Origin of the sequence: Mesobacillus foraminis (assembly GCF_004340465.1) — a bacterium.
Lineage (GTDB): Bacteria > Bacillota > Bacilli > Bacillales > Cytobacillaceae > Mesobacillus_B > Mesobacillus_B foraminis.
Window position 1 is genome coordinate 132,069 of the sequence record NZ_SLVV01000008.1, and the last position, 25,956, is coordinate 158,024.

The window sequence follows — 25,956 nt, forward strand, 5'->3', positions numbered from 1 at the left end:
AAAAAGGCTGGCCAGAATTTAATTTCGGGCCAGCTTTTTTATTTTAGCTGTGGGGCTGAATGGAGCCTAACTTTTGGGGAAGTAGGCAATCCGCAGGAACAGCAGGGATTGCCCGCTTTTGAGAAATGAATACCTGGATCTAAACTCAAACTGGGTTTATTTTAAAAGAACTTGATCGAGCCCTTGAGATTTCTTCCCGGAATATTTATACTAATGGTTTATAATGGGATAAAAAACGCTGTCGTATTTTTCAGCAGAAGTTTGATAAAATGAAAAGGATGTGTTGTCGGTGTCGAACAACAGGCCCGCAGAACAGAATCCTGTCAAAGTTACCGTTACAACGGCCATACAGGATGGGGAGCAGCAGGAAACCTATGAATTGACCACCTTTGGCCGATATTATAAAAAGGGCAGAAGCTCCTACCTTCAATACGATGAGACGATGGAGGAAGGGGTCGTCCACACGACTGTAAAAGCATCCGGAAATGAAGTGCTGATCCTTAGGTCAGGTGCGATCAAGATGAGGCTTCATCTCTTGCAGGATAAAAAAACGCCGGGAAATTACCACTCGCCATACGGACTGCTGCAGACTGAAGCGGATACCAGGAAAGTGGACATTGCCATGGGCAGCAGCAGCGGAATGATAAAGGTCTTTTATGAACTGGCGATACAGGGCGCACATGCAGGTACATATCAGATGAACATTGATTACAAGGAGGAACGGAAATGAACATAGTCGAGCAGGTTCAGAACAAGCTCAAAGAAGAAATCAAAAATGCCGTTTTAAAAGCGGGCCTTGCAGCAGAGGATCAGATTCCGGGAGTCGTCCTTGAGCTTCCAAAGGAAAAAGCCCATGGTGATTACTCCACCAACATGGCGATGCAGCTTGCTCGTGTAGCCAAAAAGGCACCTCGCAAAATCGCGGAGGAGCTTGTGGAACACTTTGATAAAAGCAAAGCGTCCATTGAAAAAATTGAAATTGCCGGGCCTGGTTTTATCAATTTTTATATGAATAACAGCTATCTTACTGACTTGATTCCTGCAATTCTTGAAGCAGGAAGCCGCTACGGCGAGACGAATGTCGGCAACGGTCAGAAAGTCCAGGTGGAATTTGTTTCTGCCAATCCAACAGGGGACCTGCATCTTGGACATGCCCGCGGTGCAGCAATTGGGGACTCCCTGAGCAATGTGCTGGCAAAGGCTGGCTATGATGTGTCCCGTGAGTATTACATCAATGATGCAGGAAATCAGATCAACAATCTGGCTTTATCCGTTGAAGCACGCTATTTTCAGGCACTTGGGATGGATAAAGAAATGCCGGAAGACGGCTATCACGGTGCCGACATTGTCGGAATCGGCAAAAAGCTTGCTGAAGAGCATGGCGATAAATTCGTTTCCATGCCTGACGAGGAACGCTTTGCTGAGTTCCGCGAATATGGCCTGAAATACGAAATGGAAAAGCTGAAAAAGGATCTTGAGAACTTCCGCGTCGGCTTTGATGTATGGTATTCGGAAACTTCTCTTTACCATAATGGCAAAATTGAAAAGGCCCTTGAAACTCTTAAAGAGAATGGGCATATTTACGAAGAGGACGGGGCAACCTGGTTCCGTTCGACTGCATTCGGCGATGACAAGGACCGTGTCCTCATCAAGCAGGATGGCTCTTTCACGTATCTTCTTCCGGATATTGCCTACCACAAGGATAAGCTCGAGCGCGGCTTTGAAAAGCTGATCAACGTGTGGGGCGCCGACCACCATGGCTATATTCCACGGATGAGAGCGGCCATCCAGGCGCTTGGCTATGACGGGGAAGCTCTGGAAGTGGAAATTATCCAGCTTGTCCATCTATACAAGAACGGCGAAAAAATGAAGATGAGCAAACGGACTGGGAAAGCAGTCACGATGCGTGACCTGACCGATGAGGTCGGCCTCGATGCCACTCGTTATTTCTTTGCGATGAGAAGCTCGGACACTCATATGGACTTCGACCTGGACCTTGCTGTGTCCCAGTCCAATGATAACCCGGTGTATTATGCACAATATGCGCATGCACGGATTTGCTCGATTCTTCGCCAGGCAGAGGAGCAGGGTGCTGCTGTTACAACGGAGGCTGATTTCAGCCTGGTGGGTGCTGAAAAGGAAATCGACCTGCTGAAGAAGCTTGGGGAATTCCCGCAGGCAGTGGCGGAAGCAGCGCAGAAACGAGTGCCGCACCGCGTAACGAATTATATTTTCGACCTTGCATCTGCCTTCCATAGCTTCTATAACGCTGAAAAGGTCCTTGACGCCGAGCATGCTGACAGAACATCAGCCCGTCTCGGACTGGTAAAATCAGTACAAGTAACATTGAAGAATGCATTGGAGCTCATCGGAGTATCTGCTCCTGAAAAAATGTAATAATGGAAGGCCATCTCTGGTTGGGAGATGGCCTTTTGTTTTTATAGGTCTCTTTTCCTCTTTGCTGTAAATGTTTTACAGCAAAAAGGAATATAACGATCACAATCAGGAATAAAGCTGTGCTAATCAGGAATAATTCGACACAAATGGATGTGTATCGGCACGCATCGGGAATAAACCGACGCACATCGGAAATAAACCGATGCACATCGGAATTAAAGATACTCCAGCAATAAAAACTCCCAAATCTTTAAGCAAAATACTAAAATCAGGATCCTTTTACGCTATTTCCACTCTAAAGTAGCCCCGCCGATTCGTTTTACGCCCCGTATTTTACTTAAATCTTCTACTAATGCGAGGGTGGCCTGGTCTTTTCGCTTGGCCTCGATCATAAAGTCGACGTCCTGGCCGATTCCGCGCAGGATATCGATCAGCGGTTTGATGAATTCTGGATCGACATAGTCGGCATGGGAGCGGAAGGTTTTCTCCGACTTGGGAGAGGAGATATGAATCTTTGGCCGCAGCCCGAGCCGTTCCCAGGTGGCAAATCCCTGCGGCAGCAGCTCTTCCAGCGGCATGGTGCCGAGATTGGCCATATGATGGTGATAATCAAACATCAAGGGGACATCTTCTTTCTGGCATGCAGCCAGGGTTTCATCGGCATTGTAGGTTTTATCGTCATTTTCCAGTGTTGTAATGGATTTGATATGGGCGGGGAGCTTCTTGAAATTTTCATGGAATCTTACAATCGTCTCCGCTTTGTCCCCATAAGCCCCGCCGATATGAATATTGAGAATGGCCTCGTTTTCAAGGCCCATGGCCTCAAGCATCCGGTAATGGTACTCCATATCGATGACGGCATTGTCCGTCACGTTCGGGCGAGGCGAGGTAAACAGCGTATACTGGTTTGGATGAAAGCTCGTTCTGATGCCATGTGCACGAACCAGCTCGCCGATTTCGGTCCACTTATCCCGGAATGGAGTGACGAAGTCCCAGTTGACCTCGGGATGGGTGGCTAGCGGTGCAATCGAGCTCGAAAAACGATAAAGCGGGATGTCATGCGCAATATTGTAATGAATCATTCTTTTCGTATTTTCCAGGTTTATCGAGGTAACCGACAAAAGCTTGTCCATGCGCTCCTCTTCGGGCAGCTGGCTGTACCTTGCGAAGGTCACCGCCTTGGAAGGGGAAGCCTCCCATAAGGAAATGGCTGTGGAAACGTAACCAAACCGAATAATCATAGCAAGCCTCCTTTATAAAATCAGAGAAAGTAGGAGACTGTCCGCGCAGTTCTTTCTTTGAGAGCCCTGTATGGGTTGAACGTCGTTAACTCAGAAAGACTGACAGGTTTCGAATCTAAAAGGTCCTGGTGAAGGATCCCTTTTACTCTCCTGATAAAGTTAAAATCATAAACTAGACAATTCAGCTCAAAATTAAGGAACATGCTCCGTTTGTCGAAATTTGCTGTCCCTAGGTCGCAAAGTGTGTCATCAATGACGAGAACCTTGGCATGATAAAAGCCTTTTTTATATTGATGAACCTCTGCCCCTGCTTTTAAAAGCGTGCGCAGGTATTGGTAGCTCGCTTCTTTGACAAGAAGGTGGTCCGCTTTAAAAGGGACAAGCAGAGTCAGGGAGACACCTCGGTCGATCGCGTCAAGCAGTTCCGTAAAGATTCTCTGGCTGGGAATGAAGTAGGGTGTTCCGATAAAAATCGATTCCTCAGCCTTAGTGATAAGGTTGTATAAAGTGTCCTCGAGCAGCCTGCCTTCGGACGGGACAAACTGGTGGGGAATGCTTCCCTGTTTCTGCTTAGGAAAGTAAAGCTCCTTTTGCAGCAGATTGATTTTAGCCGAGTCCTTCCAGTCAATCAGGAACTCTTTTTGCAGGTCCTGCACTCCATCGCCTGTTAATTTTAGGTGATAATCCCGCCACGGGCTGAGCTTCTTATCCAGGTCGATGTATTCCTTTCCGATATTGAAGCCGCCAAAAAAGCCGATGCATCCATCAAGTACGGTTATTTTGCGATGGTTCCTGACCTGCGAGGAATAAAACAAGAAAGGGAGCCTTGGCTTTTGACTGAAGGCAAACTCCACGCCTGCTTCCTTAAGCTCTTTCCTGGACTTGCGTGAAATCCGGCATCCGACCCAGTCCACAAGCAGCCGGACCTCGACGCCTTGCCGGGCCTTCTCCTTCAGGATTCCCAGGAATTCATTTGAAATTGGGTCGTTTTTGACAATGTAAAACAAAATATGGATATGCTTCTTAGCTTTTTTTACCTCGTTAAAATAGTCCTCAAACAAATCAGGCCCGTGAATGAAAATGTCTATGTCACTCTTCCTGACGGGGAAGGTTCTTTTATTTACCTTTGAAAGGTGCTTCCTTCTCCCAAGTGTAAAATCAAGTGCCGCCAGCAGGAGCAGTCCGACAATGATGCTCAATATCCATAGTGAAATCTCCACAGCAATCCGGCTCCTTTGATTAGAGTCTGTTTATAATGAAAATATGGTACTAGGGGTTCCTGTTTCAGAGAGTTTTTTTTATTGTTGCCGAATCTTCCATATCTATGAGCAAATTACTGGCAATATGTCTGCAGAAAACAAAAATACAATTTTTTAAGAAAAAAGTTGACTGAATGCTCATTCATTATATAATGAAATTAAGAACAAATTCTGAAAATTCCTTTGGTTTAGAATTTTCACCAGGACACCGGCCTTCATTCGTCCGTACTTCAGGGAAAGGGAGTTGAATTATGAACGGTCTGCTTTGGGTTAATCTGATCGCATTCCTTTTTGTAACCGCTTACGCAGTCAGTCTGTTCGTCTATGTGGTCAGGACAAGGATCCAGTATATCAGGCTAGGGAAGGAATCTCAGTTTGATGACCATGTAAAAGAGCGCCTTAACAGGATCTGGGTCATGGTGTTTGGCCAGAAGAAGCTCATGAAGGACAAAAAGAGCGGAATCATTCATGTGATGTTTTTTTATGGATTTATTTTGGTCCAGTTTGGGGCAATCGATTTTATCTGGAAAGGGATAAATCCCGGCTCGCACCTGCCCCTTGGGCCGCTCTATCCAGCCTTCACCTTTTTTCAGGAAATTGTTACCTTATTGATTCTCGTCGCCGTTGTCTGGGCTTTCCACCGGCGCTATGTGGAAAAACTGGTCCGATTGAAACGCGGCTTTAAAAATGGGCTTGTGCTGTTATTTATTGGCGGCCTGATGCTCTCGGTCCTTTTGGGCAATGGGATGAGCCTGATCTGGCACGGCCATGAAGGGACTTGGACGGAGCCTGTTGCCTCTCTGATTGCCGGCGCGTTTTCCTGGCTTCCCGTGACCGGGGCAATTGCGGTATTTTACATTGCCTGGTGGATTCACTTGGTCTTCCTGCTGTCATTCCTGGTATATGTGCCGCAGGGGAAGCATGCCCACTTGATTGCAGGACCTGCGAATGTCTATCTGACACGTGTCGGGCCTGCTGCTAAACCAAGCAAGATTGACTTTGAGGACGAAACGCAGGAAAGCTTCGGGGTAGGGAAAATTACTGATTTTACCCAGGAGCAGATGATCGACTTTTACGCCTGTGTGGAATGCGGGCGCTGTACGAATATGTGCCCGGCCACAGGAACAGGGAAAATGCTTTCGCCGATGGATCTGATCCTCAAGATGCGTGACCATCTGACAAACCATGGGGCGGCTGTTACCTCGAAACAGCCATGGGTCCCTGCGTTTGCGTTTGCCAATACAACCGGCAATCAGCTTGCCCTGGCCGGTGCAGGTGCGGGAGCCGAGGAAGCGGCCGCGAGTCTGGCATACAATCCAAGCCTGATCGGAGATGTGATCACGGAAGAAGAAATCTGGGCCTGTACAACCTGCCGGAATTGTGAGGACCAGTGTCCGGTCATGAACGAACATGTTGATAAAATTATTGATCTGCGCCGTTACCTGGTGCTAACGGAAGGCAAAATGGACGGAGACGCACAGCGGGCGATGACCAATATTGAAAGGCAGGGAAACCCCTGGGGGCTAAACCGGAAAGAGAAGGAAAACTGGCGCGGTTTGCGGGATGATGTAGTGATTCCAACCGTAAAGGAAGTAAAAAAAGCCGGGGAAGAGTTCGAATACCTTTTCTGGGTTGGGGCGATGGGGGCGTTTGACAATCGCAGCCAGAAGATTGCGTTAAGCTTTGCCAGGCTGCTGAATGAAGCTGGCGTCAAATTTGCCATTCTCGGAAACAAGGAAAAAAATTCAGGGGACACGCCAAGGCGTCTTGGAAACGAGTTCCTGTTTCAGGAGCTGGCGGCAAAGAATATTGAGGAGTTCGAAAAGAACGATGTTAAGAAAATCGTTACGATTGATCCTCATGCCTACAATATTTTTAAAAATGAGTACCCCGATTTCGGCCTCGAGGCCGAGGTCTACCACCATACGGAATTGCTTTCGCAGCTGGTGAAGGAAGGAAGGCTTGTGCCGAAGCACTCCCTTGATGAAACGATTGCGTTCCACGATTCCTGTTATCTGGGAAGATACAACGAGGTATATGATGCACCTCGTGAGATCATCAAGGCCATTCCGGGAGTCACGCTGAAGGAAATCGAGCGCAGCCGTGAAAATGCCATGTGCTGCGGTGCCGGCGGCGGGCTGATGTGGATGGAGGAGGAAACGGGGCACCGGATCAATGTTGCCCGTACTGAACAGGCCCTGGCTGTCAATCCGTCGGTTATCAGCTCCGGCTGTCCATACTGCCTGACGATGCTGACAGATGGAACAAAAGCGAAAGAAGTGGAGGAAAGTGTGAGCACCTACGATGTCGCCGAGCTTCTTGAGAAATCAGTGTTTGGGGAAAAACAGCCTGTAGTTTCATAAATCTAGCGTTAAGACAGGATCCGGGAACTTCAAGTGCCATCCATCGGTTCAGCGGCGGGAATCTCGCCGCTGAATTTTCCCGGTAAAAATCACCTGTGCAATAATTTAATTTAAACGCTTTCATAGGATGTAACAGAACAGAAAAACGCCGGGTACAGGCTGAGCGAGCGTTCGGTCAAACAGGCTTGCATTGGTGGAACTGAACTAAATTATTATTCACTTTACGAAAAGGGGAGAAGAAGAATGGGGAAAACCGTCATTTTGGCAGGGGCAAGAACACCAATCGGGAAAATGGGAGGAAGCTTGAGCAGCTTTACGGCTTCCGAACTTGGGGGCATCGCCATCAAGGAAGCCTTGAGGCGAGCGGGAGTGAATCCGGCAGTGGTAGGTGAAGTTATTCTGGGGAACGTCCTTCAGGGAGGCCAGGGGCAGCTTCCATCCCGGCAGGCGGCCAGGCATGCAGGACTTCCATGGGAAGTGAAAACGGAGCTTGTGAACAAGGTCTGTGCGTCCGGCATGCGAAGTGTGACGCTTGCGGACTTGCTGATCAGGACTGGCGAGGAAGAGCTGATTGTTGCAGGGGGGATGGAGTCGATGAGCAACGCCCCTTATGCGCTGCCTAAAGCACGCTGGGGATTAAGAATGGGAGATTCCGCCGTGAAGGATTTAATGATTCATGACGGGCTAACTTGTTCGTTTACTGGAGTCCACATGGGGACCTATGGAAATGGTACGGCAAAGGAACTGGAAATCAGCAGGGAAGAACAGGACCAATGGGCGCTTCGAAGCCACCAAAGGGTGATTCAAGCGGTTGACTCAGGGATTTTGGCGGAGGAAATCGTGCCGGTCGAAGTTCCCCAGAGGAGGGGCGAGCCTGTTTTGGTTGAGCATGATGAAGCGCCCAGAAAGGATACAAGTATCGAAAGTCTCAGCAAGCTGAAGCCGGTATTTGACCATGATGGAACGATTACGGCCGGAAATGCGCCAGGTGTGAATGACGGGGCCGCTGCCCTTGTTCTGATGAGTGAGGAAAGAGCCGAGCGTGAGGGCCATAAGCCGCAGGGAGTGATCCTTGCTCATGCAGCCGTTGCGCTGGAGGCCAAGGATTTTCCGAAAACGCCAGGCCTTGTGATTAACGAACTGCTGAAGAAAACAGGGAAGTCCGTTGAAGAGATTGATCTTTTTGAAATCAATGAGGCGTTTGCGGCTGTCGCCCTTGCCAGCGGGCAAATTGCAGGCCTTGACCACGAGAAGATTAATGTGAATGGCGGGGCGGTTGCTCTTGGCCATCCGATCGGAGCCAGCGGAACAAGAATTATTTTAACCCTTATGCACGAGCTGAAGCGCCGCGGCGGCGGAATCGGAATCGCAGCCATCTGTTCTGGAGGAGGGCAGGGAGATGCCATCATGATTGAGGTGCCGGGAAGCTGATGCAGGTTCATAGATAAGTAGAATGGGCACATGCACAAGTCTTTGAACAAAATGAGGAGGCAGAGGGATGAAGGTTGAAAAGATTATGGTGATCGGGGCTGGGCAGATGGGATCAGGGATTGCACAGGTTTGCGCCGAAGCAGGATATTCGGTCCTCCTGAATGACCTGAAGGCCGAGTTCGTTGAGCGGGGATTGGGTGTCATCGGCAAAAATCTGGCCCGCCAGGTGGAGAAGGGGCGACTGACAACCACGCAGAAGGAAGAGATCCTCGGCCGAATTGCAGCCTCTTCAGACATCCAGGATTCTAGAGGAGCCGACCTGGTGATCGAGGCAGCCATTGAAAACATGGAAGTTAAAACCAAGCTGTTTGCGCAGCTTGATGAGCTGGCGCCAGATCATGCGATTTTGGCGACCAACACCTCCTCCTTGCCAATAACAGAGATCGCCGCAGCCACGAGGCGGCCGGAGAAGGTCATCGGGATGCATTTTATGAACCCCGTGCCGGTCATGAAGCTTGTGGAAATTATTCGCGGGCTTGCCACTGCGGACGAAGTCTATCAGACAATTGAAAGCATAACGGAAAGGATCGGCAAGGTTCCGGTGGAGGTCGAAGATTTTCCTGGCTTTGTGTCCAACCGGATTCTTATGCCCATGATCAATGAGGCGATTTTCACCTTATATGAAGGGGTAGCTTCCAAAGAGGCAATCGATGAAGTGATGAAACTTGGCATGAATCACCCGATGGGTCCTTTAACCCTGGCTGATTTCATTGGGCTGGATACCTGTCTTTATATTATGGAGACGCTTCATGAAGGATTTGGAGATGACAAATACCGTCCATGCCCGCTTCTGCGGAAGTATGTGAAGGCAGGGTGGCTTGGCCGGAAGTCCGGCCGCGGCTTTTACAGCTACGAATCATGATGGTGCAGGGAGGCGAAGCACGTGAATCTGGAGTTTACAGAAGAACAGAAGATGATGGCGAAAATGGTCCGGAGCTTTGCGGAAAAGGAAGTCGCTCCCTTTATAGAAAGGATGGAGGCTGGCGAGTTTCCCAGAGAAATCGTCAGTAAGATGGGCGAGCTGGGCCTGATGGGCATTCCGATTCCGGAAAAATACGGCGGAGCCGGGATGGATTTTACCTCCTATATAATGGCCATACATGAGCTTTCAAAAGTGAGTGCAGCGGTCGGCGTGATTCTCTCCGTCCATACCTCGGTGGGAACGAACCCCATCCTTTATTTCGGTACTGAGCAGCAGAAGCAAAAATACATTCCCAGGCTGGCTTCCGGTGAATGCCTTGGGGCCTTTTGCCTGACCGAGCCAAGTTCCGGGTCGGACGCAGCCAGCCTGAAAACGAAAGGTGTCAAGCAAGGCGGACATTATCTGCTGAATGGCACCAAGGCTTTCATCACGAATGGCGGAGAAGCAGATATCTATATCGTTTTTGCTTCAACCAATCCGGGGGCGGGGGCGAGAGGGATTTCCGCTTTTATTGTTGAAAAGAATACACCGGGACTCATCATCGGGAAGGATGAGCATAAAATGGGCCTTCATGGTTCAAGAACCGTGCAGCTTACTTTTGAAGACATGAAGGTTCCCGAAGAAAATCTCTTGGGGGAAGAAGGAAAGGGCTTTACAGTGGCCATGGCCAATCTGGAGGCTGGGCGAATCGGCATTGCTGCCCAGGCACTGGGAATTGCTGAAGCTGCCATGGAAGCGGCTTCCCGGTATGCAAAGGAGCGGCACCAGTTTGGCAGGCCTATCGCAGCCCAGCAGGGAGTAGGCTTTAAGCTGGCCGATATGGCCACGGCGGTGGAAGCGGCAAAGCTCCTGGTCTATCAGGCGGCTGACCTGAGAGGAAGGGGTCAAAAGTGCACCAAAGAGGCGGCCATGGCCAAATTATTCGCATCCAGGACGGCGGTAGAAACGGCCATTGAGGCTGTCCAGGTGTATGGCGGCTATGGCTATACAAAGGAATATCCAGTTGAGCGGTACTTCCGCGATGCCAAAGTAACCGAAATTTATGAGGGAACCAGCGAGATTCAGCGGATCGTCATTTCCAAACAGCTGTAGCAGGACGACTCTCTTTTATAAAAGATCAGTAGTTGAATGGAGGAAAACCTATGAATTTCCGATTATCCGAAGAGCATGAAATGATCCGGAAGATGGTTCGGGATTTTGCGAGGAACGAAGTGGCGCCGTCTGCAGCGGAGCGGGACGAAAACGAAGAGTTCGACAGGGGCATTTTTAAAAAGATGGCTGGGCTGGGCCTTACCGGGATTCCATGGCCGGAGGAGTATGGCGGGATTGGCAGTGATTATCTTGCCTACTGTATCGCAGTAGAAGAGCTGTCCCGTGTCTGTGCTTCGACCGGCGTTACTCTTTCTGCGCATACCTCGCTGGCGGGCTGGCCGATTTACAAGTTCGGCAGTGAAGAACAGAAACAGAAGTATTTAAAGCCGATGGCACTGGGAGAAAAAATTGGTGCCTACGGGCTGACGGAGCCGGGCAGCGGTTCGGATGCCGGCGGAATGAAGACGACGGCCAGGCTTGAGGGAGATCATTATGTGCTGAACGGCTCGAAGATTTTTATTACGAATGGCGGAGTGGCACACATCTATATCGTGTTTGCGCTGACGGACCCGGCAAATCGGCATAAAGGGACAACAGCCTTCATTATAGAAGCCGATTTTCCTGGCTTTTCCGTGGGCAAGAAGGAAAAGAAGCTCGGCATCCGGTCTTCGCCAACAACTGAAATCATTTTTGAGGATTGCCAGGTACCGAAGGAAAATGTCCTTGGCCAGGAAGGGGAAGGCTTTAAAATTGCCATGATGACCCTTGATGGAGGCCGCAACGGGATCGCCGCCCAGGCAGTCGGGATCGCCCAGGGAGCCCTGGATGCTGCGGTTGAGTATGCAAAGGGGCGCCACCAGTTTGGCAAGCCGATTGCGGCACAGCAGGGGGTTGGTTTTAAACTGGCCGATATGGCTACACAGATCGAAGCTTCAAGACTATTAACCTATCAGGCAGCCTGGCTGGAGTCGGAAGGTCTTCCTTATGGAAAAGAATCCGCGATGTCAAAGCTTATGGCAGGGGATACAGCCATGAAAGTCACGACGGACGCTGTCCAGATTTTCGGAGGCTACGGCTATACAAAGGACTATCCTGTCGAACGGTTTATGCGGGATGCCAAGATAACGCAAATATATGAAGGAACACAGGAAATCCAGCGCCTCGTTATTTCAAGGATGCTGACAAAATAGTTTTTTAAAGGAGGAGCTATGAAAAGGCGTGAGGTTCAGGCTTCGGTAAAAGACGAAAAGCTGGTGGTAAAGAGGCGGGAGCAAATGATCAAAGGTGCCGTGGCCCTTTTCAAGCAAAAAGGATTCCACCGGACAACGACAAGGGAGATCGCCCGGGCGTCAGGTTTCTCCATTGGAACGCTGTATGAGTACATCCGCAAGAAGGAAGATATTTTATACCTTGTAGTGGATCATATGTATGACCAAATCCGGGAAAGGCTTGAAAAGGATCTTGAGCTGCATAAGGGCACACTTGAGAGCCTCAAGCTCAGCATTGCCTATTATTTTCGGGAAATGGCCGAAATGCAGGAGGAAGTCCTGGTCATGTACCAGGAAGCCAAATCTCTCAGTAAGGATGCCCTTCCCTATGTGCTGAATAAAGAGATTGCCATGGTAGGGATGTTCGAAGAAGTCATTCGGAACTGTGTAAGAAACGGCGAGCTGGATTTGAACGAAAAGCAGATCAAGCTGGCTGCCCACAATCTTTTTGTTCAGGGCCAGATGTGGGGGTTCCGCCGCTGGGCCTTACAGAAGGCCTATACACTCGACGAGTATATTGAATCGCAGATCGAGCTGCTTTTCCAGGGAATGCAGGGGGCAAGGACGAAACAGGAAACAGGGGGAGAAAGATGAGCAGAGGAGAAACGTATCATCCGAAGAACCATATTCGTTTTGTAACGGCGTCCAGCTTGTTTGACGGCCATGATGCTTCCATTAATATCATGAGGCGCATCCTTCAGGCCAACGGAGTGGAAGTCATTCACCTTGGCCATAACCGCTCAGTTGAAGAAGTAGTAAATGCTTCTATCCAGGAGGATGTGCAGGGGATTGCGATTTCCTCCTATCAGGGCGGGCATGTCGAGTATTTTAAGTACATGCATGACCTTCTTCAGGAAAGGGGTGCGTCGAACATCCGCATCTATGGGGGCGGAGGCGGGGTCATTCTCCCGAAGGAAATGAAAGAGCTGCATGAATATGGAATTGCGCGCATTTTCTCGCCTGAGGACGGCAGGCTCCTGGGTTTGGAGGGGATGATTCTCCAGATGATCAAGGAATGTGATTTCCCGACGGTTTCGGGCGGGGCAGCTGAGGAGATCGAGAAGCTTCCTTCTGGGGATGTTTCGGCTGTGGCAAAGCTGATCACTGTAGCCGAGCAGCATGCCGGGGCAGGGAGCGAAGCGGCAGCTGCGGCTGAATCCTTACTTGAAAAGGTTAAATCGATGGGCCGGACTGTACCGGTAGTGGGAATCACGGGAACAGGCGGGGCAGGGAAAAGCTCCCTTACCGATGAACTAATCAGGAGATTCATCAATGAAATTCCTAAAAAGCGGGTAGCCATCCTGTCGGTGGATCCAACGAAACAAAAAACCGGAGGAGCCCTGCTTGGAGACAGGATCCGCATGAATGCGATTTTTTCACCCCGCATTTATATGCGCAGTCTGGCAACCCGCAAGGCGAGGTCGGAGCTCAGCCTCGCAATCCAGGATGCGATTTCTGTCGCCAAGGCAGAGGGGTTCGATCTCGTCATCGTGGAGACGAGTGGAATCGGCCAGGGAGATGCTGCGATCACAGAAGTCTGCGACGTCTCGGTTTATGTAATGACCAGTGAGTTCGGAGCGCCTTCCCAGCTTGAGAAAATTGATATGCTCGATTTTGCCGACCTGATTGTCATTAATAAATTTGAACGGAAGGGATCGGAGGATGCGCGTCGCCAGGTCCAGAAGCAGTACCAGCGCAGCCATCTTCTTTTTGACAGGGAGCTGGAAGAAATGCCTGTTTACGGGACTATTGCCAGCCAGTTCAATGATCCCGGCACGAACGCCTTGTTTGCTGCCCTCATCGATGCAGTAAATAAAAAGGCCGGCACGGACTGGAAGACAAGCTTTTCAACGGATGCCAAGGTAGAAAAACAGAATATCATCATTCCGAATGACCGGCGCTATTATTTGCGGGAAATAACGGAAACGGTGCGGAACTATCATAAGCATGCACAAGAGCAGGCGGATTTGGCCAGGAGGTTATTTCAGCTTGAAGGAAGCATTGAAGTGATAAGGGAACGGGATGGCTCGGGTGAGGTCATTGCCTCGCTTGAAGAATTGAAAGCCGATGTGGTCAAAAAGCTGACCCCTGAATCGAGAGGTATTATAGAAGGGTGGGAGGCCCAGAAGGAAAGGTATGGCGCCGACCGTTTTGTGGCCAAAATCCGCGGCCGGGAAATTGTGACCGAGCTGAAATCAACAAGCCTTTCGGGGCTTTCCATCCCAAAGGTCAGCCTGCCCCGTTATAAGGACTACGGAGAAATTCTGCGCTGGGTCTATCTGGAAAATGTACCTGGCTCCTTCCCTTATACCGCCGGAGTTTTTCCGTTCAAACGGGAAGGGGAGGACCCGAAGCGGCAGTTTGCCGGAGAGGGAACGCCGGAAAGGACCAATCGCCGGTTTCATTATCTGTCCAAGGATGATGATGCCAAGCGTTTGAGCACAGCCTTTGATTCTGTCACGCTGTATGGGGAAGACCCGGACTACCGCCCCGACATATATGGAAAGGTCGGCGAAAGCGGAGTCAGCGTCTGCACACTTGACGATATGAAGAAGCTTTATGCCGGCTTCGACCTCTGTCATCCGTCGACTTCGGTTTCCATGACGATCAACGGCCCGGCGCCAATCCTCCTTGCAATGTTCATGAACACGGCTATTGCGCAGCAGGTAGAAAAAAAAGAAGCAGAGCTTGGCCGCAGCCTGACGGAGGAGGAGTTCGGAGAGGTGAGGTCACAAACCTTAATGTCGGTCCGCGGCACCGTCCAGGCCGATATTTTAAAAGAAGACCAGGGCCAGAACACCTGCATCTTCTCAACAGAATTTGCCCTTAGGATGATGGGGGATATACAGCAGTACTTTATCGATGAGAAAATCCGCAATTATTATTCTGTATCCATCTCGGGCTACCATATCGCCGAGGCGGGGGCCAATCCGATCTCACAGCTGGCTTTCACCCTTTCAAACGGCTTCACCTATGTGGAGTATTATTTGAGCCGCGGCATGAAGATTGATGACTTTGCACCTAACCTGAGCTTTTTCTTCTCCAATGGGCTTGATCCGGAATATACAGTTATCGGCCGGGTGGCCCGCCGAATCTGGGCGGCAACAATGAAAAACAAGTATAGCGCCAATGAACGGAGCCAGAAGCTGAAATATCATATCCAGACATCGGGGCGGTCCCTGCATGCCCAGGAAATCGATTTTAACGACATCCGGACGACTCTCCAGGCTTTGATGGCGCTTCATGACAATTGTAATTCGCTCCATACAAATGCCTATGATGAAGCGATCACAACGCCGACAGAGGAATCCGTGCGCAGGGCGATGGCCATCCAGATGATCATTACCAAGGAGCATGGCTTGACAAAGAATGAGAATCCGCTCCAGGGCTCTTTTATCATTGAAGAGCTGACGGATCTTGTTGAGGAAGCCGTTCTCCAGGAATTTGAGCGGATCAATGACCGGGGCGGGGTACTCGGGGCAATGGAGACTCAGTACCAGCGGGGGAAAATCCAGGATGAATCCATGTACTATGAAATGAAGAAGCATACTGGCGAACTCCCGATCATCGGGGTGAACACCTATTTGAATCCAAATCCGCCATCTGAGGAAGAGATCGATAATATGGAAATTGCCCGGGCTTCCAAAGAGGAAAAGGTAACACAAATTGCTAATCTGGAGGCTTTTAAGGAACGGAATAAGGGACAGAGCGAGGAGGCTTTGGCAGCGTTGAAGCAAACGGCCGTCAGCGGGGGGAATATTTTTGCACAGCTGATGAATACCGTAAAATATGCAAGCCTTGGCCAGATTACGAAAGCCCTTTACGAGGTGGGCGGCCAGTACAGGCGGAATATGTAAAGAAAAGCTTCAGTTCAAGGGAATTATAATGAGGCAAACCAGACTTTAAAACAAGAAAGTGGCTTGTGGAGGACCACAGGCCATTTTTAGTTGATGAACAAGGAAAAATAGAGCCCCTAAAAGTCGAATCTGGCTGAAACTTTTGGCTATACAAGTATTAATAATCATATATAATCAAACTATATACATAGTTCTTGAATCCCGGCGGGAAGTGACTTAATATGAGACTTTTTATGACCATAGCGGGTGCGACCGGTTTGCTTGCCATCCTGTATTTTTTGTATGAGCTGCAGCTCGGGGCGATTTCATTTTTTATTTTATCAATCTTTTTCTTTAGTCTTGCATTTTTACAGATTTCTAAAAAGGATATTAAGGATGGCAAAAAAGGGTATCTAAAGAGTGCGCTGGTGAAAAAACGCAGGAACAATAGATTAAGCTAGCATAAACAGGTTTAAATTGTTTATAATGAAGAATATGCCTTTTGGAGGTTTTTCCAATATTTTGGATTTAAGGCTCTCTTTGGAGCGTGAATAGAGAAAGGAAGTGCAAGTGTTGAGCTTAGACCAATATTCAAAGGAACAGCTTCAGGAAATGTCTTTGATTGAAGTTGCATATGTTTTGCTGAAGGAAACGAAACAGCCCTATTCCTTTAAGGACCTAATGGCAGAATTGACCAGACTGCTTAATCTCGATAAAGCAGAAGCGGATGAAAAAATGGTGCAATTTTATACGGATATAAATCTTGATGGCCGTTTTCTTGGCCTTGGGGATAATCGCTGGGGCCTTCGCGTATGGTATCCGGTTGACCAGGCTGAAGAAGATACCATCACACCTGTGAAGCCTCGCAAGAAAAAAGCTAAAAAGGCCGTTGAGGATGATGACCTCGAGGACTTCGATGAAATCGAAGAAGAAGAACTGGAATATGATGACCTCGACGATTTCGATGACGATGATGATGATTTGATTGAAGACGACGATCTTGATGATGATCTTGATGAGGATGATGACGATCTCATTGAGGATAATGATCTGATTGACGATGAAGAGGAAGAACTTGAGCTGGATGAAGAAGAGCTCGAGGACGAAGACGAGGTTGACGATGACCTCGAAGAAGACCGTTAATTGTGCTTGACTTTTAGGAACCGCGATTGTAGAATCGTTTTTGGGCTCCTTAAAAGAGGAACGAACTGATATTTAGCGCTGAAACGCTCCCTTACTATGTATGTGGGGCGTTTTTTTATGTTTTTGGGGATACTATTTTCAAAATGAAATCAGCGAAAATGGTACATACTGTTTGTAAAAGAGGGGGATTACATCAATGACAAAATATATTTTTGTGACCGGCGGAGTTGTTTCGTCACTAGGAAAAGGGATTACAGCTGCATCGCTTGGTCGACTGCTGAAAAATAGAGGGCTGAAAGTAACAATCCAAAAGTTCGACCCGTACATCAATGTCGATCCGGGAACAATGAGCCCTTACCAACACGGAGAGGTTTTTGTAACCGATGATGGCGCCGAGACGGATCTTGACCTGGGCCATTACGAGCGCTTTATCGACATTAATCTTAATAAGTATTCCAATGTCACAACAGGGAAGGTTTACTCCACTGTCCTCAAAAAAGAGCGCCGCGGTGATTATCTTGGAGGCACAGTCCAGGTTATTCCTCATATTACGAATGAAATTAAGGACAAGGTTTTCCGTGCTGGAAAAGAGACCAATGCAGATGTGGTCATTACGGAGATTGGCGGAACAGTGGGCGACATCGAATCTCTGCCATTCCTTGAAGCGATCCGTCAGATCAAGAGCGATATCGGGTCAAGGAATGTCATGTACATCCATTGTACGCTTGTTCCTTACATCAAGGCAGCCGGCGAACTAAAGACCAAGCCGACTCAGCACAGCGTCAAGGAGCTTCGCAGCCTTGGGATTCAGCCGAATGCGATTGTTCTGCGTACCGAGATGCCAATTTCCCAGGACATGAAAGATAAAATTGCCCTGTTCTGTGATATTGATAAGGAAGCAGTCATCGAATGTCCTGATGCGGATACTCTATATTCCATTCCTCTGTCCCTGCAGGAGCAGAACCTGGACCAGATCGTATGTCAGCATCTTCAGCTTCAATGCAACGAAGCAGACATGGAAGAATGGAAGCAGCTTGTTGATAAGGTCCAAAACCTGACCAATACAACAAGAATCGGGCTTGTCGGGAAGTACGTCGAGCTTCAGGATGCCTATATTTCTGTAGTAGAATCCCTGCGTCATGCCGGTTACGCGTTTGACAGTGATATCGAAATCAAGTGGATCAACTCAGAAGAAGTTACAGCGGAAAATGTAGGAGAACTGCTGGGCGATGTGGAAGGAATCCTTGTGCCTGGCGGCTTTGGCGACCGGGGGATAGATGGCAAGCTTCTAGCGATTAAATACGCCCGTGAAGAAAAGCGCCCATTCTTCGGAATCTGTCTGGGCATGCAGCTGGCTTCAGTGGAATTTGCCCGTAATGTCCTTAAGCTTGAAAACGCCCATTCTGCGGAAATTATGCCGGAAACCCCATTCCCAATCATCGACCTTCTCCCTGAACAAAAGGATATCGAAGATCTGGGCGGGACTCTAAGGCTTGGACTCTACCCATGCAAGCTGAATGAAGGAACCAGAGCGTATGAGGCGTACACCGATGCAGTCGTATATGAACGTCATCGCCACCGCTATGAGTTCAATAATGAGTATCGTCAAAAAATGGAAGAGGCTGGTTTCGTCTTCTCCGGGACAAGCCCTGACGGCCGCCTGGTTGAAATCGTGGAAATTAAAGATCATCCGTGGTTCCTGGCCTGCCAGTTCCATCCTGAATTTAAGTCAAGGCCAACGCGTCCTCAGCCATTATTCAGGGACTTTGTGGAGGCTTCTATCAAATTCAGCCGATAAAACGAAAAAGCGGAGGCCCGGAATAAGGGCTCCGCTTTTTATCATTCATCATACTCTGAAAGAATTTCGTCCAGTGTGAATTTAATGCCATAATATAAAAATAAGGCAGCCATTGAAGTCGGCAGGCCAATTCGTCCGCCGGTCTCGCTCGGCAGCATTCCCTTTGCAAGCTTTAAGTCAATATGTACATCGGCCAGTGACTCCAGCCCGCTGCTGTCATCCTGCACCGTGGAAAAACCGATAAAGGGTATCCCTTTTTCAGCAAGGTTCTGTGCGATTGCGACAGCTTCTGGATCGTTCGAGTGCCGGGTGGCAATCAGAACGCGGTCTGCAGCGGTCACCGCCTCGGCCTGGTCGGCAGTCAAGACGGCAGCATGCTTCATAGGTTCTGCACCGAAGACGGCCTCGAGGGGGATTGCGCCCATTTCTGCGGCACCAAATACATAGATCGTTCCATGACCTGCAGCAGCCTGGGCTAAAAGTCTGGCACCGTCCTCAATGGCAAAGTCCTCGTGCTCCTGCAGCCGTTTGAACAGTCCGCTTAGCTGGGTTGAAAACATTTTTAACATATCCATCGCCTCCAAGATGATTATAATGGAGTGAAGAGAGAAGGTAAAATTTCCAGAAAAAAAAGATTAGGCTGCGAAGTTTGAAGGAATTCCGGGAAAAAAAGCGAAAATAATACATAAGAACAGAAAAATCAAGTTTGGGATCTATTTTTTTACTAGAGGGGGAAGCGGCATGAAAGAAAAAATATTGATTGTAGATGACCAGTTTGGCATTCGCATCTTACTGAACGAAGTGCTGCAAAAAGAGGGGTATGAAACATTTCAGGCGGCAAATGGCGTCCAGGCACTGGATATTGTAAAGAAACACTCGCCTGATCTTGTGCTGCTTGATATGAAGATTCCAGGCATGGATGGCATTGAGATCTTAAAAAGAATGAAGGTCATCGAGGAAGATATCCGGGTGATCATCATGACGGCCTATGGTGAGCTGGATATGATCCAGGAGGCAATGAATCTGGGAGCGCTGACTCATTTTGCCAAACCGTTTGACATAGACGATATCAGGAGCGCAGTGAAGAAATATTTAAAGGTAGTTTCCTGATTACATAGTAAAAGATCCGCTCATGGAAAATGGGCGGCTTTTTTGAGTATGGATAACCGGTGAGAGAAATGGAACCACCAAAATATAAGCCGAGCAGGATCTGAAAAAAATGACAGCGTTTGCTTTGTGGCGACAATATGAAAGATGCAAAAACCTGGCTAGAACAATAGCAATTCACAGGATGTTTTGGTATGATAACAAAGTGAATTCCACAAGATCCCTGTCGTTTTGACAAAAGCTCTGCCGGGTACATAATCAGCAGTGGAAAGGGTAAACCTTTTAATGGCAGTGCAGTCAAAACGGTAAGATGATCTTAACGAAGGAGGAAAAGCAATGCCTTTAGTATCAATGACAGAAATGTTGAAAAAAGCAAATGAAGAAGGATACGCGGTTGGACAATTCAACTTGAACAACCTTGAATTTACTCAAGCAATCCTTCAGGCTGCGGAAGAAGAGAAATCTCCGGTAATCCTTGGGGTATCTGAAGGTGCCGGCCGTTATATGGGCGGATTCAAAACTGTTGTCAAAATGGTTGAAGGTCTTTTGGAAGATTATAAAATTACTGTGCCAGTGGCTATCCACCTTGATCACGGTTCAAGCTTTGAAAAGTGTAAAGAAGCAATCGACGCTGGATTTACATCTGTCATGATTGATGCTTCTCATCATTCTTTCGAAGAAAACATTGAAATTACTTCTAAAGTAGTAGAATATGCACATTCAAAAGGTGTTTCTGTTGAAGCCGAGCTTGGAACTGTCGGCGGACAGGAAGACGACGTTATCGCAGAAGGCGTAATCTACGCTGACGTTAAGGAATGTGAAGAGCTTGTTAAGCGTACAGGCATCGATTGCCTTGCTCCTGCACTTGGTTCTGTTCATGGCCCTTACAAAGGCGAACCAAACCTTGGATTCAAGGAAATGGAAGAAATTAACAAAATTGCTGGTGTACCATTGGTTCTTCACGGCGGAACTGGAATCCCAACTGAAGACATCAAGAAGTCCATTTCTTTTGGTACAGCTAAAATTAACGTAAACACTGAAAACCAGATCGCTTCTGCTAAAGCTGTTCGCGAAACACTTGCTGCCAAGCCTGAGGAATATGATCCACGTAAATATTTAGGCCCGGCACGCGATGCTATCCGTGAAACGGTTAAAGGCAAAATGCGCGAGTTCGGTTCTTCTTCAAAAGCATAAGATATATTCGGAAACCGCCTGAACCCAGGCGGTTTTCCTTCAATAAAGGTTATCAGAAAATTTTGTCGAATGAAGGCGTTTGCCAAAACATGGCTCTGTGAGCCATAGCCAAAGGATTACATATAAGTTTTCTTGATCATTGACTTCCTTCCCGGGCCTAATGCAGTGGGCTTCTTCCTTGTTTAAAATATAGGTTTTTACCTTCCAAAAAGGCTGCCTAATTTGGAAACTTGCCATTTATCTATACATTTAAGCAGGATAATCGTGTAAACTAAAGAAGTAGAAAACTGCCGGGTTATTTGTGTTGTGATTGGTAAATAATACCTTAGTAAGGGGATTCTGCTGTTTTTAATGGGACAAGCTGGAATCTCTGCCTTGATGGCGCAGCCAGAGAGGGTTGAAGCATCTACATCACGGCTTAGAAGGGAGTCAACTATGGAAAAGCTCAAAATTGCAGGCGGTTACCCATTGAAGGGGACTGTTCGAATCAGCGGTGCGAAAAATAGTGCAGTAGCTTTGATCCCCGCAACGATTTTGGCCGATTCTCCTGTAACCATTGAAGGTTTGCCCGATATATCCGATGTCCATATTTTAAGAGGGTTAATGGAGGAGATTGGCGGTACAGCCAAATTCTCCAACAATGAAATGACGGTAGATCCGTCTTCCATGATTTCCATGCCTTTGCCGAATGGAAAAGTAAAAAAACTGAGAGCATCCTACTATCTGATGGGTGCCATGCTGGGCCGTTTCAAAAAGGCGGTCATCGGACTTCCGGGCGGATGCTATTTAGGCCCAAGGCCAATTGACCAGCATATAAAAGGGTTCGAAGCACTTGGTGCAAGCGTCACCAATGAGCAGGGTGCGATTTACCTCCGTGCCGAGGAATTGCGCGGTGCCCGCATCTATCTTGATGTAGTCTCCGTGGGGGCGACCATCAATATCATGCTTGCGGCTGTCAGGGCCAAAGGGCGCACCGTAATAGAAAATGCTGCAAAAGAACCGGAAATAATTGATGTAGCAACACTTCTTACCAACATGGGAGCCAAGATCAAGGGCGCCGGAACCGATGTAATCCGCATTGATGGAGTGGACTCGCTCCATGGCTGCAAGCATACGATCATTCCGGACCGCATTGAAGCAGGGACTTACATGATCCTGGCCGCAGCCGTTGGTGAAGGAATTTTAATAGATAATGTGATCCCCCAGCATCTTGAGTCCTTGATTGCCAAGCTCAAGGAAATGGGAGTGGAAGTTAAGGCCAGGGACGAACAGGTTTATGTAGGACCGGCTGATCAATACAAGTCTGTCGATATTAAGACTCTTGTTTATCCAGGATTTCCGACAGACCTCCAGCAGCCATTTACTTCGCTGTTAACACGGGCAGAAGGGTCGAGTGTAGTGACTGATACCATTTATGGTGCCCGTTTTAAACATATTGATGAGTTAAGAAGAATGAACGCCAACATAAAAGTGGAGGGCCGCTCTGCGATTATTACGGGCTGTGGCCAGCTACAGGGTGCAAAAGTGAAGGCCAGCGACCTGAGGGCAGGGGCAGCGCTAGTCATTGCCGGCCTGATGGCAGAGGGAATTACCGAAATAACCGGCCTCGAGCATATTGACAGAGGCTACAGCCATCTTGTTGAAAAGCTGAATGGCCTGGGGGCAACTGCGTGGCGTGAGGAATTATCGCAAGAAGAACAAGAACAAATGAAGAATGCCTAGCGTTTTGCGGGCACTTACAAACTAGAAATTCCTAGGATTGTCTATGGCGGAAAATTACATCTTAGAGGACACAGCTCGCCTTATGATATATTTCCAAAATGAGAGAACAAGGGGAGAAAACGATGGAGAGAAGTTTATCAATGGAGCTTGTCCGTGTGACAGAAGGAGCTGCACTTGCTTCTGCACGCTGGATGGGACGCGGTTTAAAGGATGAAGCGGATGGTGCTGCCACCTCTGCCATGAGGGATGTATTTGATACGGTTCCCATGAAAGGAACGGTTGTCATCGGTGAAGGGGAAATGGATGAAGCACCGATGCTCTATATTGGAGAGAAGCTTGGTACAGGCTACGGCCCCCGGGTGGATGTCGCTGTTGACCCGCTTGAAGGAACCAATATCCTTGCTTCCGGCGGCTGGAATGCGCTGGCCGTTCTCGCAGTTGCGGACAACGGGAATCTTCTTCATGCACCGGATATGTACATGGAGAAGATTGCCGTTGGACCTGAAGCGGTAGGGCAGATTGATATTAATGCCCCTGTTCTGGACAACATCAAAGCCGTTGCCAAAGCGAAGAACAAAGACATAGAAGATGTGGTGGCAACCATCCTGAACAGGCCGCGCCATGAGCACATCATTGCCCAGCTTCGCGAAGCAGGCGTCAGGATCAAACTGATTAACGACGGTGATGTTGCGGGAGCCATCAATACCGCTTTTGATTTTACCGGTGTTGATATCCTGTTTGGTTCAGGGGGCGCACCTGAGGGAGTCCTTTCAGCTGTGGCACTGAAATGCCTCGGCGGAGAGATCCAAGGGAAGCTTCTTCCGCAAAGTGATGCTGAACTGGAGCGCTGCCTAGGCATGGGAATCGATGTCAGCAAGGTTCTGCTGATGGAGGACCTTGTAAAGGGAGACGATGCGATTTTCGCTGCTACCGGCGTCACAGATGGCGAGTTGTTAAAAGGTGTCCAGTTCAAGGGCAATATCGGCACAACCCATTCGCTTGTCATGCGTGCAAAATCCGGGACAGTCCGGTTTGTCGAGGGGCAGCACAGCCTTAAGAAAAAGCCTAATCTTGTCATTAAATAACTCAAGTCTATACAGAATCTGTACTTGCTCCCTTTTCCATTTTTGGTAAAAGGGAGTGTCTTCTATTAGAAAAAAGGATTTCAGTTGATTAATCCTATCCATACAGGGTAAAATTAAAAAGGTTTTTAAAAGGTCTTCGAAATGCTATCTTTCAAACAATCCTTCTTACATCCTTCAATGGAAACTCATTTCTTCTTTTTCCATCCATAGTTCCTGAGAACTCAATATTCAAACAATGTATATGGAGGAAATCGAAATACTATTAAGTGTGGTGACAATATGGAAGTCAATATTTCTAGCTTAGAAAATATGAAATTAAAAGAACTGTACGAGCTTGCAAAGGAATATAAAGTTTCTTATTACAGTAAATTGTCGAAAAAGGAACTGATTTTTGCAATTTTAAAAGCAAGGGCTGAGCAGCAGGGCTACTTCTTCATGGAGGGTGTCCTTGAAATCATCCAGTCGGAGGGTTTCGGCTTTTTAAGGCCGATCAACTACTCTCCAAGTTCGGAGGATATTTACATTTCGGCATCCCAAATCCGCAGGTTTGACTTGCGTAATGGGGACAAGGTTTCCGGCAAGGTTCGTCCGCCGAAAGAAAATGAACGCTATTTCGGGCTTCTTCAGGTAGAAGCCGTCAACGGGGACGATCCGGAGACAGCTAAGGAGCGGGTTCACTTCCCGGGGCTGACACCTCTTTATCCTGACCGTCAAATGAAGCTGGAAACCACGCCAAGGCATATTTCCACCCGCATTATGGATCTCCTTGCGCCTGTAGGGTTCGGGCAGCGCGGACTGATTGTTGCTCCGCCCAAAGCAGGGAAGACTATGCTGATCAAAGAAATCGCCAACAGCATCACGACCAACCATCCGGATGCTGAGCTGATTGTCCTGCTTATTGACGAGCGGCCGGAAGAAGTAACGGACATCGAACGTTCAGTCGCAGGAGATGTCGTCAGCTCGACCTTTGATGAAGTACCTGAAAACCATATCAAGGTGGCTGAACTGGTACTGGAGCGAGCGATGCGCCTTGTCGAGCACAAGAGGGATGTCATCATCCTCATGGACAGCATTACACGCCTGGCCCGTGCCTATAACCTAGTTATCCCGCCAAGCGGCCGGACGCTTTCCGGGGGAATTGACCCCGCGGCGTTCCACCGTCCGAAACGATTCTTCGGTGCAGCGCGGAACATCGAGGAAGGTGGCAGCCTGACAATCCTGGCAACAGCCCTTGTTGACACAGGTTCCCGCATGGATGATGTCATCTACGAGGAATTCAAGGGAACAGGAAACATGGAACTTCATCTGGACCGTTCGCTTGCAGAAAGAAGGATCTTCCCAGCGCTGGACATCCGTCGTTCCGGTACAAGGAAGGAAGAACTGCTTATCCCGAAAGAGCATCTTGATAAGCTGTGGGCCATCCGCAAGTCCATGTCCGACACACCGGACTTCGCAGAAAAATTCCTGCGCAAGCTGAGACAGACGAAATCCAATGAAGAGTTCTTCTCCATGCTAAATGATGAAATAAAGGCCGGAAACAAGCGTGTGCTATAAATAGTGTGTGGAATTTATTGGGATCTAAAACAAGCTTGATTAATTTCATCAGGCTTGTTATAATAATTCCAGTGTGTTTTTAAAGATTACGGCAGCCATTAATGGCACACCGTATAATATAACTCTGTCTCGCATATGATTCAGGGCAAAAGGAGATGAAAAGGAATGAAAACAGGTATTCATCCAAATTACAAGACTATTACGGTGACTTGCGCATGTGGCAACACTTTCGAAACTGGTTCTGTAAAGAACGAACTTCGCGTTGAAACTTGCTCCGAGTGCCATCCATTCTATACTGGACGTCAAAAATTTGCTGAAGCTGGTGGACGTGTAGACCGCTTCAACAAGAAATACGGCCTTAAAAACCAACAACAATAATAAGAAGCCCAAAGAACAGGCAAGAAGCAACATGACTTGCCTGTTTTTTATTGATTATAGAAGAAAAAGCGGAAGCGCCTGGTCAGCCCTGACTAGCGCTGGCCGA

21 protein-coding genes are annotated in these 25,956 nt (G+C 48.3%); 18 read left to right on the top strand and 3 right to left on the bottom strand.

Annotated features, from left to right (window positions below; genetic code table 11):
- Positions 1–289: 289 nt before the first annotated feature.
- Together EV146_RS15715 and argS are read left to right on the top strand one after the other, a co-directional pair.
- On the top strand, positions 290–730 hold the full coding sequence (locus EV146_RS15715; RefSeq protein ID WP_132007992.1) for a YwiB family protein: 441 nt from the start codon (positions 290–292) through the stop codon (positions 728–730).
- A complete protein-coding gene (gene argS, locus EV146_RS15720) occupies positions 727–2,397 on the top strand; it encodes an arginine--tRNA ligase (RefSeq protein ID WP_132007995.1) in 1,671 nt (556 codons plus the stop codon). The genes EV146_RS15715 and argS overlap by 4 nt, the downstream gene beginning before the upstream one ends.
- A gap of 284 nt (positions 2,398–2,681) precedes the next feature.
- Here the strand turns inward: argS and uvsE are convergent, their stop codons facing one another.
- Together uvsE and cls are read right to left on the bottom strand one after the other, a co-directional pair.
- Positions 2,682–3,638, bottom strand: coding sequence for a UV DNA damage repair endonuclease UvsE (gene uvsE / locus EV146_RS15725; protein WP_132007998.1), 957 nt, complete (start codon positions 3,636–3,638; stop codon positions 2,682–2,684).
- Positions 3,639–3,658: 20 nt separating this feature from the next.
- Entirely contained in the window at positions 3,659–4,858 is a 1,200-nt protein-coding gene (gene cls / locus EV146_RS15730) for a cardiolipin synthase (protein WP_309136114.1), read from the bottom strand.
- 290 nt (positions 4,859–5,148) lie between these two features.
- Between cls and EV146_RS15735 the strand changes: the two genes are divergently transcribed.
- The 10 genes from EV146_RS15735 to EV146_RS15780 all read left to right on the top strand — a co-directional run bounded on the left by EV146_RS15735 (position 5,149) and on the right by EV146_RS15780 (position 18,810).
- The gene (locus tag EV146_RS15735; RefSeq protein WP_132008001.1) at positions 5,149–7,260 is read left to right on the top strand and encodes a (Fe-S)-binding protein; all 2,112 of its coding nucleotides are present in this window, start codon (positions 5,149–5,151) and stop codon (positions 7,258–7,260) included.
- A 243-nt stretch (positions 7,261–7,503) separates the two neighbouring features.
- Positions 7,504–8,691, top strand: coding sequence for an acetyl-CoA C-acetyltransferase (locus tag EV146_RS15740; RefSeq protein WP_132008004.1), 1,188 nt, complete (start codon positions 7,504–7,506; stop codon positions 8,689–8,691).
- Positions 8,692–8,758: 67 nt separating this feature from the next.
- Entirely contained in the window at positions 8,759–9,613 is an 855-nt protein-coding gene (locus EV146_RS15745; protein ID WP_121610522.1) for a 3-hydroxybutyryl-CoA dehydrogenase, read from the top strand.
- A 21-nt stretch (positions 9,614–9,634) separates the two neighbouring features.
- Complete coding sequence (locus EV146_RS15750) at positions 9,635–10,765, top strand: acyl-CoA dehydrogenase (RefSeq protein WP_132008007.1); 1,131 nt, start codon at positions 9,635–9,637, stop codon at positions 10,763–10,765.
- A gap of 50 nt (positions 10,766–10,815) precedes the next feature.
- Complete coding sequence (locus EV146_RS15755; RefSeq protein WP_132008010.1) at positions 10,816–11,955, top strand: acyl-CoA dehydrogenase; 1,140 nt, start codon at positions 10,816–10,818, stop codon at positions 11,953–11,955.
- Between the two features lie 18 nt (positions 11,956–11,973).
- A complete protein-coding gene (locus EV146_RS15760) occupies positions 11,974–12,627 on the top strand; it encodes a TetR/AcrR family transcriptional regulator (protein ID WP_121610525.1) in 654 nt (217 codons plus the stop codon).
- A complete protein-coding gene (gene icmF, locus EV146_RS15765; protein ID WP_132008013.1) occupies positions 12,624–15,890 on the top strand; it encodes a fused isobutyryl-CoA mutase/GTPase IcmF in 3,267 nt (1,088 codons plus the stop codon). The genes EV146_RS15760 and icmF overlap by 4 nt, the downstream gene beginning before the upstream one ends.
- A gap of 233 nt (positions 15,891–16,123) precedes the next feature.
- Positions 16,124–16,330 (top strand): hypothetical protein, encoded by a 207-nt coding sequence (locus EV146_RS15770; RefSeq protein ID WP_199232688.1) that lies wholly within the window; start codon positions 16,124–16,126, stop codon positions 16,328–16,330.
- Between the two features lie 109 nt (positions 16,331–16,439).
- A complete protein-coding gene (rpoE, locus tag EV146_RS15775; RefSeq protein WP_338419217.1) occupies positions 16,440–17,012 on the top strand; it encodes a DNA-directed RNA polymerase subunit delta in 573 nt (190 codons plus the stop codon).
- Between the two features lie 196 nt (positions 17,013–17,208).
- On the top strand, positions 17,209–18,810 hold the full coding sequence (locus tag EV146_RS15780; RefSeq protein ID WP_121610529.1) for a CTP synthase: 1,602 nt from the start codon (positions 17,209–17,211) through the stop codon (positions 18,808–18,810).
- A gap of 41 nt (positions 18,811–18,851) precedes the next feature.
- Here EV146_RS15780 and EV146_RS15785 read toward each other — a convergent pair whose 3' ends face one another.
- Positions 18,852–19,379: a DUF2529 domain-containing protein gene (locus EV146_RS15785; RefSeq protein WP_132008022.1), complete on the bottom strand. Its 528-nt coding sequence runs from the start codon at positions 19,377–19,379 to the stop codon at positions 18,852–18,854.
- A gap of 172 nt (positions 19,380–19,551) precedes the next feature.
- On the opposite strand from EV146_RS15785, the gene EV146_RS15790 reads away from it, so the two are divergent.
- From EV146_RS15790 to rpmE, 6 genes are all read left to right on the top strand, one after another.
- Positions 19,552–19,920: a response regulator gene (locus EV146_RS15790; protein WP_121610531.1), complete on the top strand. Its 369-nt coding sequence runs from the start codon at positions 19,552–19,554 to the stop codon at positions 19,918–19,920.
- 333 nt (positions 19,921–20,253) lie between these two features.
- Positions 20,254–21,111 (top strand): class II fructose-bisphosphate aldolase, encoded by an 858-nt coding sequence (locus EV146_RS15795; RefSeq protein WP_121610532.1) that lies wholly within the window; start codon positions 20,254–20,256, stop codon positions 21,109–21,111.
- Positions 21,112–21,546: 435 nt separating this feature from the next.
- Complete coding sequence (locus EV146_RS15800; protein WP_132008025.1) at positions 21,547–22,833, top strand: UDP-N-acetylglucosamine 1-carboxyvinyltransferase; 1,287 nt, start codon at positions 21,547–21,549, stop codon at positions 22,831–22,833.
- A gap of 122 nt (positions 22,834–22,955) precedes the next feature.
- Positions 22,956–23,918, top strand: a complete 963-nt coding sequence (gene glpX / locus EV146_RS15805; RefSeq protein WP_121610533.1) for a class II fructose-bisphosphatase — start codon at positions 22,956–22,958, stop codon at positions 23,916–23,918.
- A gap of 279 nt (positions 23,919–24,197) precedes the next feature.
- Positions 24,198–25,472, top strand: a complete 1,275-nt coding sequence (gene rho, locus EV146_RS15810; protein WP_121610534.1) for a transcription termination factor Rho — start codon at positions 24,198–24,200, stop codon at positions 25,470–25,472.
- 165 nt (positions 25,473–25,637) lie between these two features.
- Positions 25,638–25,850: a 50S ribosomal protein L31 gene (gene rpmE / locus EV146_RS15815; RefSeq protein ID WP_053361083.1), complete on the top strand. Its 213-nt coding sequence runs from the start codon at positions 25,638–25,640 to the stop codon at positions 25,848–25,850.
- The last annotated feature ends 106 nt before the right edge of the window (positions 25,851–25,956 follow it).